The following is a 13,371-nucleotide window of genomic DNA, read 5'->3' on the forward strand; positions in this document are numbered from 1 at the left end:
GAATAGGAGTTCTCAAATCAAAAAAGGGGTGTGACAAGATCGTAACTCGATCGCTACCAGATTAGGGTAGTCTTGCACAATGATACCAACTTGCATTCAGAGATAGCTTTTTTTAGCTGAGTAAGCAAGGGATTTTCAATAAAAAATGATCTAGTCAGTAGAACCGTACTCGTGAGCATTTACAGAGGTTGCTAGATTAGAAGCGATCGCTCGCTGTAAAAACTTTCGCCATGCCTGCTCTAGGCTTTATCAAAGCGTTGAAAGGGCTGGTCTAACACCCCCACCCTATTCAGTGGCTTCAAATCAGTGGGAGAATCGACTCCTTTTGCCTTCTGCTTCTAGCGTGTGTAGTTTTGCATAAACGCTGTAGATTTGCAAAAATTCAGATGCCCCTATAAATCTCTTTATGCTTGGCTAAAAGCTCTTTATATTTCTCATTTGTCTTTGCTTGTATCCACTTAGCTTTAAATATTGCTGCTGATTCCGCTTTCACAGGGTCTTCCTGGTAGGGAAGAATCTCTTTTTTAGAACCTGAAGTTTCCGAATTTTGTTTATATTTTCTGCCACTTTTATGATTAGCATAACGGCGAGAACGAGTATAACCCATTTGGATAAATTTTCGTGCCATATCTGCGCCGACGAAATCATCTTGTTCTAGATAAACGAGAAACATTTCGTAGATTTTTTCACTTGACTCTCTGGCAATATCAGGAGTTTTGAAACGCCAGTAGGGAAGAATTTCTGATTTGTATGGTTCTACTAAAAGTACGCCCTGCTCACCCTTGCCAACGCGATAGAGTTCAGGATGTTGACGAAAATCAATATTTTTAAAGTCTAAAGAATAATCAAATGACATGATAGATTTTTATTAGGAATAGTAAACTTTAAATAAAAGTTTCGCTTCTATCATAAGTATTGAGATTTAGTTCTACTATGTTGTCTAGCACCCAATCTGTGAAAAGTGTACTTGCGCCAGGAAATCTGCGTAAAGTGCATCATATAGCCCTCAATGTCCAGGATATGCAAGCTTCCCGCTACTTCTATGGCACAATTCTAGGTTTGCACGAACTTACAGGCGACGAAGTACCCTTAACTCTGGCGGAACTTGTCGCATCCGGGAAAGTAGCCAACTTTATTACCCCGGATGGTACGATTCTAGATTTATTTGGGGAACCAGAATTATCACCACCAGATCCTAATCCAGAGAAGACATTCACCAGAGCATACCATCTAGCTTTTGATATCGATCCGCAATTATTTGAGCAAGCGGTGAGTGTGATCAGGGAAAATAAAATAGCGATCGCTCATGGCCCAGTCACTCGTCCTACTGGTAGAGGTGTGTATTTTTACGATCCAGATGGGTTTATGATTGAAATTCGTTGCGATCCAGAAGCTAGTTAACTTAGGGATAATAAAAGTATCTACTATGACCGCAAAAATTGTACAAATATTTAAACTAATTGAAGAAACGATCGCAAAACCGCCAATTCCACACGAACCATATAAGCAATCATTGAAAGCTTGGGCGATGTATTGTTTGCGAGACAAAGGGTTTATAGTTGTTTATGCTCAAAATGCCGACTTTGCTATTGAAATGAAAGGCGAAGAAAAACTATATTTTAAAGTTTCAAATAGTCCCGATGATTTAGATAATTCTGTTAGCTGGATTGTTTGGAATAGTGCAACGAAAAGTGCTAGTCTCATTCCCAAAAAAATAGACTGATGTCAAAAAATGGCTTTTGGATAAAGGCTTAGAATCTTACCCCTCTTCCCTTTTAGAGAAGTGGCTGTATATCTCCCTCACCTAGAAAAGTGCTGCACAAATATTTGATGTTCTGGTGAATTTAATCCTAACTGCAAGATAGCCAATACTTGCTGCATATTCCCAGCAAGTAAATCAGACATTGACAGCCATAAACCAGGAAATACTTGACTTTTGATAATTCCATCTGCGTCTACTTCTAAGGGCATATATTCTCCTTGTTGCAGGCTAAACCAATCTAATTTATTTTCAAATATTTGCCAAACAATATATTCTTTTACCCCATTTCGACCATAAACTTTTTTCTTATCATATAAGTCAATAGCAACACTGCTAGCTGCTATTTCTATCACGAGTTCTGGCGCACCTTCGATGTAGTCATCATCACTCAAACGAGATTGTCCTTGGGATGTTGGTGTGATTAATAGCACTCCATCTGGTTGTGGTTCGTTGTCTCGATCTAAGCGGACTGTTGGCTCAATTCCCAATCTTACACCAGGAGTTGATGCTTCATAAACTCCTAACCAAGTAATTGTATGACCATGTGGTTCAGCATGGCTTTCAAAGCGTAATGGGGATGCCAAGTATACAACTCCTTCAATTAATTCTGCCTTTTGATGACGGGACATTACTTGATAGCGTCGCTCAAATTCGTAGCGAGTGAGGCGATCGCCATTTTCTAAAGGAGGAATTCGTTGCTTGAGTGATAGGTTGACCATGATTTTCGGCTCTGGCAGTGAGTTTTACTTTATTATGGCTTGGTACATATTTTTATTATGATGTACCGTCCAAGCCTCATCTTGTCAAAACATCGCTAGAATTAGGTTTCTCGAATACCATTAAATGCTGTTGAGGTAATAAGTTTTTAGTTTCACGCCAAACCAAATCAACGGCTTGCATTTCTTTACGGACTTGCTTTTGAGTCATTTTGTGCAGACCTTTAATCATAATAAAAGGATTTTCACCCCGGTACTCAACCAGCACAACCCTACCACCTGGTTTAAGTGCTTTCACAATTCCTTGCATCACTTCTTGGGGATACTCCAGTTCATGATAAGCATCGACCATCAACGCCAAATCGATACTTTCAGATGGTAAGTTTGGGTCACTAAGGGTTGCTAAAACAGGCTCAACATTAGTGATATTTTTCTCTTTTTTGAACAATTCAATTATTTCCAACATTTCTGGCTGCACATCTACAGCTAACACTTTACCTGCTGTTAATAACGGTGCAATGCGAAAGCTTAAGTAACCTGTTCCAGCGCCAATATCTGCTACTACATCGTTAGGTTTTAGATTAAGGGCGTTGACTACCTTACTTGGCTGTTCCTCTCCCTCTCGGTTTGGACGTTCTAGCCAGCCAGCGCCCGTATATCCCATAATTTTGGCGATTTCGCGCCCCATGTAATATTTGCCGATACCATCTGGACTATGGATTATCCGTTGTTCGTAAACAGCAGTAGTAGTCGCGGCTTGTGTTGTCAGGGTTGGATTCAGCAGCAAGCAACTCAATATCACAACAAAAGTTACTATAAAGTGGAGAAAATTTAACATTTGGTTATGACCGATCTGGATAGTTATAAGCAGCAATTAAAAGAATTTTATGGTAGTAGAACGACTTATGACCATGAAGAAGGTACTCGCCACCCTCTAGAAGCCAAGCTTCTACTTGAATTTGTGCCGCTAGATTCGGGGCAGAAAATCCTTGATGTGGCGACTGGAACAGGTTTAGTTGCAATACCCGCAGCCGAAAAAGTTGGTTCAGAAGGCTATGTGATTGGGATTGATATGACCCCTGGAATGTTGCATCAAGCAAGACTTAAGATTGCAGCAGCAAAATTACAAAACATCGAGTTGATTGAGGCAGATGCAGAATATTTCAACTTTAGCGATCGTAGTTTTGATGTTGTCTTTTGCTGTGAAGCCATTGTACTTTTTCCTGATCTCCTTGCTACTTTGCAAAAGTGGTACGGCTACTTGAAAACAGGGGGGTATGTGGCATTTACCTGTCCTCCCGAAACTGCTTTGATGGCATCTCTTCAGCAAAGGATTTGTGCTAAAGTTTTGGGCGTGTCATTACCATATATCCTTGAACCACTTGGAACTCCAGAAAAATGTCGAAATTTGCTCAATCAGGCAGGTTTTAGAGATATTGAAATTAAGATTGAGCCATCAGGACGTTATAGCCAGTTTAGGGATAGCAAATTATCTGAGACAGTAATTAAGATAAATTTTAAAGATAATCCACTGTTGTCAACATTATCAGCAGAACAATTAAATCAGTTGCAAGTTGAATATAAAGCAGAAATTGAGAAACTAGCAACCGATCGAGGTATCTGGATAGACACTACAAAGTTCTTTGTTCGCGCTCGAAAATAAGTTGGTGAGCTTTGTTTGCTCCTAAATATTACAGCTTGGGGCGATCGCACATAATAATTTTGCCGATACTAATGATAATGAGAGTTTAATCTTATAGGCCGATGTGGAAGCAAACATTTTCAGGATTTACTTGAACAGCCCCTTGAAAATTTGTAATCCAACCTTTGGACGCTTATATGCAAAACCTGTCCCTAATGTTAGTACCTGTACTTGCTGCACAGAAAGTAGCAGGTGACGGTTTAATTAAACCTCTCGGTCATCATGAACTGCTGTTAGTGCTGGTGCAAGTATCACTATTGCTTCTCGTAGCACGGGGATTAGGTGAGTTGATGCGCCGGATTAACCTACCGCCTGTTGTTGGAGAATTACTGGCGGGTGTGCTGCTTGGCCCTTCTCTATTTGGTTTGCTTCTTCCAGACTTACAAGCGCACATCTTTCCCAAAAGTCAAGAACAGTCTAATTTACTTTCGGTGATTTCTTGGTTAGGCGTGTTATTTTTGCTGATTGTGACTGGGCTGGAAACGGATCTCAAGCTGATTCTTCGTAAGGGGAAAACGGCTCTTTTGATTTCACTGGGCGGAATTATTATCCCATTTATCACCGGATTTGGACTGGGCTGGCTATTGCCAGATAGTTTTTTAGCCGACCCAGAAAAGCGACTAGTATTCAGTCTATTTATTGCCACAGCCATGAGTATTTCAGCAGTCCCGGTGATTGCGAAGGTGTTGATGGACTTAAACCTGATTCGCCGTGACATTGGTCAAGTCACCTTAGCAGCTGGGATGACTGACGACACCATCGGCTGGATTTTACTTTCTGTGGTTTCAGGTTTAGCTAGTAGTGGCAAATTTGACTTTGGGACAATTTTTCATTCTGTGAGTGCGGCTATATTGTTTTTAGCGATCGCTTTCACAATTGGGCGTACCATTGTAGACCAGATTTTGCGCTGGGTTGATGACTACGTTGGCGGCATCGCTGCTAGTATGTCGGTTGTGCTGATTCTTGCACTCTCGGCAGCAGCACTTACCCACGCATTAGGTCTAGAAGCAGCATTAGGTGCTTTCGTGCTAGGGATTCTGGCAGGTCAATCTCGCCGCTTTAGCAATGAAGCCGGTCACATGCTAGAAGTCTTCACAGCAGCCTTTCTAGCGCCAATTTTCTTTGCTTCAGCTGGCTTGAAAGTTGACTTGGGAACTCTGTTAGTTCCCCAAACGTTGTTATTTGGCTTGATTGTTCTTGCTGTCGCCTGTGTTGGCAAATTTACAGGTGCTTATATTGGTTCTCGCGTCGGTGGCTTGAGTCATTGGGAAGGTTTGGCGATGGGTTCGGGGATGAATGCTCGCGGGGCGATGGAAATTGTCGTTGCTACCATTGGTTTATCTTTGGGAGTGCTGAATCCGCAGATGTACTCAATTATTGTTATGGTGGCGATCGTCACTTCCCTAATGGCTCCCCCCCTTTTGCGCTGGTGTTTGTCGAAGGTGGTTATGAGTGACGAGGAAGCTCAACGTTTGTCACAAGAAGAGCAGGATAGCCGCAGCTTTATTAAGCAGATTCACCGTGTCTTAATACCTACTAGTGGTGGCCCCAATATCCAACTTGCGGCGCAACTAGTCGGTTACATGGCTCACCAAAATTCCATAGAAGTTACATCTTTATATGCCCTGAGTGACAAGCAGCCCCAAAAAAAAGCACGTCGAACAGCAACCGAAGTAAAAGATACTGCCGCAGAGCAAGCTTTGGCCGCTGTTGTTGAGGAAATGCAACTACCTGCTGATACCACCCTGCAAACAAAAACGGAGTCTGGGCGCAATAAGGCGGAGGTAATTCTCAATGAAGCGAAGAAAAACTATGACTTGATTGTATTGGGAGCTTCTGAAAAAATCCGCCCTCAAAAAGCATTGTTCAATTTGCTTGTAGACCGGGTAGTACAAGAAGCACCTTGTGCAACGATGGTAGTGAAGTCGCAGCTAACCCACCCCAAAGGTGAGATATGCAAAATCGCTCAACAAAAGCTGACAAAGATTCTGGTGCCAACGGTGGGGACAGAATATAGCAAATATGCTGTAGAGATGGCAAGTACGATCGCTGCTCAAACAGGGGCATTAGTCATGATCGTAAACGTGATTAATTTGCCACAAGTTGAGTATATTCTTTACGAACAGCGATCGCTCACTCCAGTAAAAGAAATTGCTCACGATCTCCTCGAACAACAAGCAGAAATTGGCCGCAATCTCGGTGCTGATGTCAAAACTTATATTCTTCAAGGAAGCAGCCCAGAAAGAGAAATCCTTAAGTTTGCCCGAACCCAAGAAGTTGATCTAATTATTCTAGGGAGCAATATCCGAATGGTTACGGGTCGCGTTTTCTTCGGTCATAGAGTAGATGCAATTCTGAATAAAGCCCATTGCCCAGTAGCAGTAATTACTGCGCCCTAGTCGTTCTCAGCTTAGATTTATTAAAAATCTAAGCAAACTTTTCTGGTTCTTCAGTACATATACTACCTCTTGTGTGCGCCCGCTTAACAAAGTTATTAATTTAGATGTATCTAAATCTATTAATAACAGTAATTACCCTTGCCTTTAACTAGAGCTATTTCATCTATTCCAAGTCTTTTGATGAAATCAGGTTTTTTACTGGATAATTCTTCTGAGGCATCTTTTAACATTCTTTCTATTTCTTCTGTTGTCACTATCCCTTTATCAGCTACACTATGGATATCATTTTCTACAACATCTTGTATTATCTTGTCTGCTAGTCGTTTTCTATAAGTTCTTTTATTACTTACAAAATCTAACAATAAATATGCTTTATAAGTCAACTAAGGCAAAGTTTTTTCTCAATAGTTGATACAATTATTTTTATTTATTAAGCTTCGTAGCTAACAATTTAGCATAACAAGTACTGAAGAACCATACAGAATTGGTATTACCCGTATTGGACTCAAATAAAAAGCATTATATTTATTAACTAACAATAAATTTTTTGCGCTATTTCTTGTTTGCTCAATTAGGAATGGCACTCAAGACAATTACTAATTCAAAACTAACTGGCTTAAAAAGAAGGCAAGGGCTGCACTACCTAAAGGAACTGTCAAATTATCAATACCTAAAAATGAAACAGCTTCTAAAGCCGTAGCTATAACTGCCACCACAATTGATATTCCCCAAGTTTGCCAACTGTTTCCTTGAGTGCCAATCAAAATCAAACTACTGATGAGATAGCTAACGAACATCATAGTTAGAGAGCCTTCCCAACTTTTTTGTGTTCCAAAGACTTTATATTTGTGTGTACCAAAGCGTTGCCCAATTAAGGCTGCTAATCCATCTCCCCAAGTCATCACCAAAATTCCGAGTGCTGCGTACTGGGGTTGTTGTAAATACCAAAACCAGGCAACTAAAATACCGAAACTGACAGAGTAAAAAAATGTCCCTAAGCTTTGCCGTCCAACGCTATTAATACCAGGAAGAATAGGCAATCGGTAGGATAATAAGGTGATTGCACTCGCTAGAATGGAAGCTGTAATCCCTACACTAGCGGGAATATCTAGCCACCAAGCAAGTAAAATCACGTTACCAGTGCCAATATGAACTATTTTCCGCACGATTTCTGGCTCATCGGCGAAACGGTTTACCACCCATGCAATCACGAGGATGAGTAACACCCAAATTGCTGTAATCGCAATTTGTAGCCATAACACCGGAATTAAAGTTGAGTCAGAAAATGTAATCAACAAAGATGTAACAAAATGAAAAATTTTACCTCTGTTACTAATTTATAAGATTTGGGTAGCTGTAATGAAATTATTATTTATTTGGCTGATTCGGGGCTACCGAATGTTTATCTCGCCGTTGTTTCTCCCGACTTGTCGCTTTCAACCCACTTGTTCGATGTATGCTATTGAAGCTATTGAACGATTTGGAGTGTTGCGTGGTAGCTGGATGGCAACTCGGCGGATTTTGCGCTGTCATCCGTTTCATCCAGGTGGTTACGATCCGGTGCCAGAGGTGGTGGAAAAGCAGAGAGGCAATGGAGCAGAGGAGCAGAGGAGCGGGGGAGCAGGGGAAAAGGTTAAAGGTTAAAGGGAAAAGGGAAAAGGAATAAAATTTAATCTTTCTCCTTTTCCCCTTACCCTTTTCCCCTTACCCCTTTCCCAATGCCCCTTTCCCAATGCCCAACTTAAAGAAAGTGTTCGTGGGTATAGCTATTTGGGGAGATGTCAACAGATGAGGTTGTCATCTAGCGTGGGAAGGTTGAATAATTTAATTTAAGATTTATCATGCTTAATCCAACTGCGATTTCTATACCTGAACCACAAATCCCTACTCCTGGGCCGAATCCGCTACCTAGTCCCAATCCTGAGCCGAATCCACTACCGAGTCCTGAACCTGTACCGGGGCCAGCGATTCCTCAACCCTTACCTGGGCCTGTACCAGAACCAGTACCTGCTCCCATTCCTCAGACGGTTCCAGGGACAATTCCCCAAACCATACCGGAACCTGTTTAGATTACCTTGGTAATGTAATCCAAAATCTCAAATCTAAAATCCAAAATGCTAAGAGCCGGAATTGTCGGACTTCCCAACGTCGGAAAATCTACTTTATTTAATGCTGTAGTTGCTAATGCTAAAGCAGAAGCAGCTAACTTCCCTTTTTGCACGATTGAACCGAATGTCGGCGTTGTCGCAGTACCGGATGAACGGTTAAATGTTCTTGCTAAGATTGCCAGTTCGGTACAAATTATCCCGGCGCGGGTTGAATTTGTAGATATTGCCGGTTTAGTTAAAGGTGCAAGTCAGGGTGAGGGACTAGGAAATCAGTTCTTGTCCCACATCCGGGAAGTTGATGCGATCGTCCATGTGGTACGTTGTTTTGAAAATGATGATATTATTCACGTTGCTGGTTCTGTTGACCCAGCACGAGATATTGAAATCATTAATATAGAATTGGGTTTATCAGATTTAGCACAAATTGAGCGGCGAATTGATCGGACTCGCAAACAAGCTCGTACCAACAAAGATGCACAGTTTGAAATCACAGTGTTAGAAAAATTAGCTGCGGCTTTGAATGAAGGTAAATCGGTGCGTCAGGTAAGTTTGAATGAAGAAGAAGAAGTAATTATTAAAGGATTAGAACTGCTTACTTATAAACCGATTATTTACGCCGCCAATGTATCTGAGGATGAATTGGCAACTGGTAATCATTTTGTAGAAACAGTGCGACAAATTGCATCAACAGAAAATGCCCAAGTTGTGATAGTTTCAGCCCAAGTTGAAGCTGAGTTAGTAGAGTTACCAGAAGAAGATAAAGCTGATTTTCTTGCATCTTTAGGTGTGGAAGAAGGCGGTTTAAAATCATTGATTCGTGCAACTTACTCGCTTCTAGGCTTGCGGACATATTTCACTTGTGGCCCCAAAGAAACCCGCGCTTGGACAATTAATGCCGGAATGTCTGCACCTCAAGCTGCTGGTGTAATCCACAGTGATTTTGAGCGGGGTTTTATTCGTGCTGAAACTGTCGCTTATAAAGATTTGGTAACAACTGGTTCCATGAATGCTGCGAAGGAAAAAGGGTTGGTTCGCAGTGAAGGTAAAGAGTATGTTGTGCAGGAAGGGGATGTAATGTTGTTCCGATTTAATGTGTAAGGGTAATTAACGAGTGGCCGTTATCAATCAGATAATGGTCAACTTACACAAAATTGCGATCGCCTACGGTAGGTGAGTACATGATACCAATAAAAAACTTGACAAAAGCTTCAAAGTATGCATATTTTTCAAGGAACCTGTTAGGCGATCGCAAATAAACCAGCAAGGATATACTTCAGTTACTCCCACCCACCATGTATATATAAGAACCCAAATTCTCATCATCTGTACCAACAATCACACCACCTTCTGCACCTGGAATAAGTTCCATAGCTTCAATTTTGTGGTAATCAGAGCGGTAAATGGGAACAAGTTGAAGATTTTGCTGCCATAGAATTTTGTTATCATGCAATCCTAGATAACCAGCGACATAAACAGCTGACTGAAACGGGCCATCATCTCCGGCATCACTTGCTGAGGTGATGTACACAATTCCTACAGGATCTACCTTAATATCTGATATATGACGCACATTGCCAGATGGAAACGGTACTTTTAAATTAGCAGAACCCGCAAGAGTAATTTGATATTTAGCCAAATCAAACATTCCCCAAAAAATAGTCGCTGGTTGTTCTCCTTCACCTCGGTGTGCCCAAATAGCAATTAATTTTCCGTCTATATTTTGTAATCCAAATCCTTCAAAATTATTTCCTTGAATAATTCCTGGTAAATTGAATTCTTTAATAATAGAGATAGTCTTACTGGAACCGTCTAACCGGATATAATAGGCTTTTCCAGAACTGCTTAAAGCGATAAAAGATAATTTTGTTTTTTCTGGAACAGATGTTAAAGCTTCTAAATCGATGGGCAATTCTATGTTATTTGGCCAGTTTAACGGGAAATATTCAGGTTGTTTCTTCCCTTTAATGCTAATAATTGCTAAACGACTTTGATTTTTTTGTTTGTTGTCATGGACAATCAGAAAATCGAGCGTATTGCTTTGCTGCTTTATCAAAGCCATACCACTTATCCCGAAAGGAATACCACCGCGAACTGGTCGCCAATCTTGCGCCCAAACTTGCACAGATATGAGTAACAATGCACTCAAGACTACTATATTGATGATTAACTTGAGAAAGCGAGGCATATTAAAAAGGATTGGGCATGGGGCATTGGGCATTGGGTATGGGGTTAGAAAAAGTCTTCCCAGCCCCTACCTACACTCCGTAAGAGGGGTGTGTTAGTCGATGCTCAATCATATCAAATCCCAACAAATTACACCCACATCAATGAAGCGGCTTTTTGTACTTATAACTACTAGAATACTTACGTAATTAACTGAGTTACGATAGGATTTTTTGTAAAGAAAGCAATAATTCGTTGACAGTATAAGGCTTTACCAAAAACGTATTCACGCCAATAGCAGCTACTGCATTAAGCTTATTTTCAGACATAAGTCCACTGTTGGCAATGATTCTGACTTGGGGGTTAATTTTTTGCAGGGTACGGATGGCAGTTAAACCATCGAGCATGGGCAGCATAATATCCATTAGCACGACATCAATTTTATCCCGATTTTGAGCGTATAGCGCGATCGCTTCAATGCCATCACTGGCAATTAAAGTTGTATAGTTGTGAGCTTCCAGCGATGTCCTCGTAATCTCTTGAATGGCAACTTCATCATCGACAATCAAAATCAATTCTCCATTTCCTGGCTGTGGTGGCAATTCTGCTGGAGTAATTGTTTCCATTCCCTCCACTGCTGGCAAATAAACCTTAAAGCTGGTGCCACTTCCAACTTCGCTATAGACGTTCACAAAACCACCGTGGCTTTTAATAATCCCTAGCACAGTGGAGAGTCCTAACCCTGTGCCTTTTCCAACATCTTTTGTGGTAAAGAATGGCTCGAAAATTCTATCTAAGATTTCTTTAGAAATTCCAATTCCGGTATCAGAGACAGTAATTACTATATAAGGCCCCTCTTTGGCTTCCAAGTTTATGCGGGCATAATTTTCATCAATTAAGAGATTTTCACCATAAATGCTCAAACTCCCGCCATTGGGCATTGCATCACGGGCGTTAACGCAGAGGTTCATCAGCACTTGATGTAGTTGGGTGCTATCTCCAGAAACCATCCACAAATCTTGCAGTATATCTGTGCTGATTTGTATGGATTTGGGAAATGTCTCTTTAAGAATTTTGGCAACTTCGACAATTATATGTCTGAGTTGTAAAGTGATGCGCTTTCCTTCTACACCCCGTGCAAATGACAGTACTTGTTTAACTAAATCTGCCCCGCGTCTAGCGTTGATTTCCAAAATCTCTAATAGATGACGGGTACGCTCATCTGCATCGGGAAATTTGAGTGGTAAGAGTTGCGCTCCTGCCAAAATTGGTGTCAGGATATTATTGAGATCGTGAGCAATGCCACTAGCTAAAGTGCCAATACTTTCCAACCGTTGGGCGCGAAACAATTGGGCTTCTAAATGTTTTTTCTCAGTAATATCTGTGTCAACGGTGAGAATTGCTTTCGGTTTCCCTTGTTCATCGCATACTAAACTCCAGCGACTAGCAACCAGGATTTCTTTGTTAGTTTTGGTAAGTTTATTTAACTCGCCTTGCCACTTTCCTTTACTTGTAGCTTGTAAAAGAGCCGCTTCGATTTCTGGCGAAGGTTCGTCATACAAAAGCTCACTGGCATTTTTGCCCCAAGCTTCTGTAGCTTGCCAGCCGTAAAGTGTTTCTGCACCTTTGTTCCAAAAAATAATTTTATTGTTTAAATCTCGCACGCAAATAGCATCTGTGGTGACATCTAGCAATGCTGCTTGTTCGCGGATTTTTTCTTGTGCCAATTTGCGTTCGCGTAGCGCAGCTTGCTGTTCGCGTAGTGCGGCCTGTCGTTCGCTAATATCAATACTGGCGCATGTCACGCCCACAACTTCTTGCGACTCATTCCGCAATGGCTCAACTGTCAAATCGTAATATCGAGTTGTATCTTTGATGGTAATTGATACTTCCTCTCGCGTTCCTATGCCAGTGGTTAGCACCCCACGTTTAATTGTGGTGAGACGTTGAGCATCTTCAATTGAGATAATATCTAAATCTTGTTTGCCCAATATTTCCTCAACTGTCAATCTAAATGGGGGATTGTAAACCCAGGTGTAGCATAACTCCCTATCTTGGTTGTAGACAAAGATGGGAGAGTTTTTCAGGGCTACCCGAAATCGCTCCTCACTGTGGCGTAATGCGTCGTCTGCCCGTTGACGTTCAATAGCATAACGCATAGATCGTACCAGCAAGTCACCAGTTACTTGCCCTTTCACCAAATAATCTTGCGCTCCTTCTTGCATGGCCCTAATTGCCAGGGTTTCATCATCTATACCCGTCAGCACAATTATCGGAGTTGCTTTTGCCTGATGGTGAGCGATAACAAAGGTTTCTAGCCCCTGGCTATCTGGCAGCGAGAGGTCTAGCAAAATCACATCAAAAAATTCCTTGGCTAGGCAGTTGAGTGCTTCCGAAAGCTTCTCAACGGGCGACAAATCAACTACAACTGTAGTAACTTCTTTTAAAAACTCCTGTAATAAAAAGACATCACCAGGATTATCTTCTACTAACAAAACTTTAATATTGTTACCTGCCATTT

Annotated in this window: 14 protein-coding genes; 7 read left to right on the top strand and 7 right to left on the bottom strand. The window is 41.3% G+C overall.

Annotated elements, in window-relative coordinates; translation table 11 throughout:
* Positions 1-382: 382 nt before the first annotated feature.
* Positions 383-856, bottom strand: coding sequence for a DUF4385 domain-containing protein (locus RMZ41_RS01510; protein WP_322639762.1), 474 nt, complete (start codon positions 854-856; stop codon positions 383-385).
* Positions 857-933: 77 nt separating this feature from the next.
* Between RMZ41_RS01510 and RMZ41_RS01515 the strand changes: the two genes are divergently transcribed.
* Positions 934-1,401: a VOC family protein gene (locus tag RMZ41_RS01515; RefSeq protein WP_322639763.1), complete on the top strand. Its 468-nt coding sequence runs from the start codon at positions 934-936 to the stop codon at positions 1,399-1,401.
* 25 nt (positions 1,402-1,426) lie between these two features.
* Positions 1,427-1,723 carry a hypothetical protein gene (locus tag RMZ41_RS01520; protein ID WP_322639764.1) on the top strand — a complete coding sequence of 99 codons (297 nt, stop codon included), beginning with the start codon at positions 1,427-1,429 and terminating at the stop codon, positions 1,721-1,723.
* 77 nt (positions 1,724-1,800) lie between these two features.
* Here RMZ41_RS01520 and RMZ41_RS01525 read toward each other — a convergent pair whose 3' ends face one another.
* Complete coding sequence (locus RMZ41_RS01525; protein WP_322639765.1) at positions 1,801-2,481, bottom strand: Uma2 family endonuclease; 681 nt, start codon at positions 2,479-2,481, stop codon at positions 1,801-1,803.
* A gap of 76 nt (positions 2,482-2,557) precedes the next feature.
* Positions 2,558-3,316, bottom strand: coding sequence for a class I SAM-dependent methyltransferase (locus tag RMZ41_RS01530; RefSeq protein ID WP_322639766.1), 759 nt, complete (start codon positions 3,314-3,316; stop codon positions 2,558-2,560).
* Between the two features lie 6 nt (positions 3,317-3,322).
* Here RMZ41_RS01530 and RMZ41_RS01535 point away from each other — a divergent pair, with 6 nt between their 5' ends.
* Together RMZ41_RS01535 and RMZ41_RS01540 are read left to right on the top strand one after the other, a co-directional pair.
* Positions 3,323-4,141: a class I SAM-dependent methyltransferase gene (locus RMZ41_RS01535; RefSeq protein ID WP_322639767.1), complete on the top strand. Its 819-nt coding sequence runs from the start codon at positions 3,323-3,325 to the stop codon at positions 4,139-4,141.
* 176 nt (positions 4,142-4,317) lie between these two features.
* Positions 4,318-6,579 (top strand): cation:proton antiporter, encoded by a 2,262-nt coding sequence (locus tag RMZ41_RS01540; protein ID WP_322639768.1) that lies wholly within the window; start codon positions 4,318-4,320, stop codon positions 6,577-6,579.
* 119 nt (positions 6,580-6,698) lie between these two features.
* Here the strand turns inward: RMZ41_RS01540 and RMZ41_RS01545 are convergent, their stop codons facing one another.
* Positions 6,699-6,962: a hypothetical protein gene (locus RMZ41_RS01545; protein ID WP_322639769.1), complete on the bottom strand. Its 264-nt coding sequence runs from the start codon at positions 6,960-6,962 to the stop codon at positions 6,699-6,701.
* 213 nt (positions 6,963-7,175) lie between these two features.
* Entirely contained in the window at positions 7,176-7,877 is a 702-nt protein-coding gene (locus tag RMZ41_RS01550; protein ID WP_322639770.1) for an SEC59/DGK1/VTE5 family protein, read from the bottom strand.
* Positions 7,878-7,938: 61 nt separating this feature from the next.
* Here RMZ41_RS01550 and yidD point away from each other — a divergent pair, with 61 nt between their 5' ends.
* The 3 genes from yidD to ychF all read left to right on the top strand — a co-directional run bounded on the left by yidD (position 7,939) and on the right by ychF (position 9,785).
* Complete coding sequence (gene yidD / locus RMZ41_RS01555; RefSeq protein WP_322639771.1) at positions 7,939-8,223, top strand: membrane protein insertion efficiency factor YidD; 285 nt, start codon at positions 7,939-7,941, stop codon at positions 8,221-8,223.
* Between the two features lie 197 nt (positions 8,224-8,420).
* Positions 8,421-8,648, top strand: coding sequence for a hypothetical protein (locus RMZ41_RS01560; protein WP_322639772.1), 228 nt, complete (start codon positions 8,421-8,423; stop codon positions 8,646-8,648).
* Positions 8,649-8,693: 45 nt separating this feature from the next.
* Positions 8,694-9,785, top strand: a complete 1,092-nt coding sequence (gene ychF, locus RMZ41_RS01565) for a redox-regulated ATPase YchF (protein WP_322639773.1) — start codon at positions 8,694-8,696, stop codon at positions 9,783-9,785.
* 175 nt (positions 9,786-9,960) lie between these two features.
* Here the strand turns inward: ychF and RMZ41_RS01570 are convergent, their stop codons facing one another.
* Positions 9,961-10,872: a hypothetical protein gene (locus RMZ41_RS01570; RefSeq protein ID WP_322639774.1), complete on the bottom strand. Its 912-nt coding sequence runs from the start codon at positions 10,870-10,872 to the stop codon at positions 9,961-9,963.
* Positions 10,873-11,068: 196 nt separating this feature from the next.
* Positions 11,069-13,369, bottom strand: a complete 2,301-nt coding sequence (locus tag RMZ41_RS01575; protein WP_322639832.1) for a response regulator — start codon at positions 13,367-13,369, stop codon at positions 11,069-11,071.
* Positions 13,370-13,371 lie beyond the last annotated feature (2 nt).

The organism is Nostoc sp. DedVER02, from assembly GCF_034530675.2.
In the GTDB taxonomy this organism is placed as follows: Bacteria; Cyanobacteriota; Cyanobacteriia; order Cyanobacteriales; family Nostocaceae; genus Nostoc.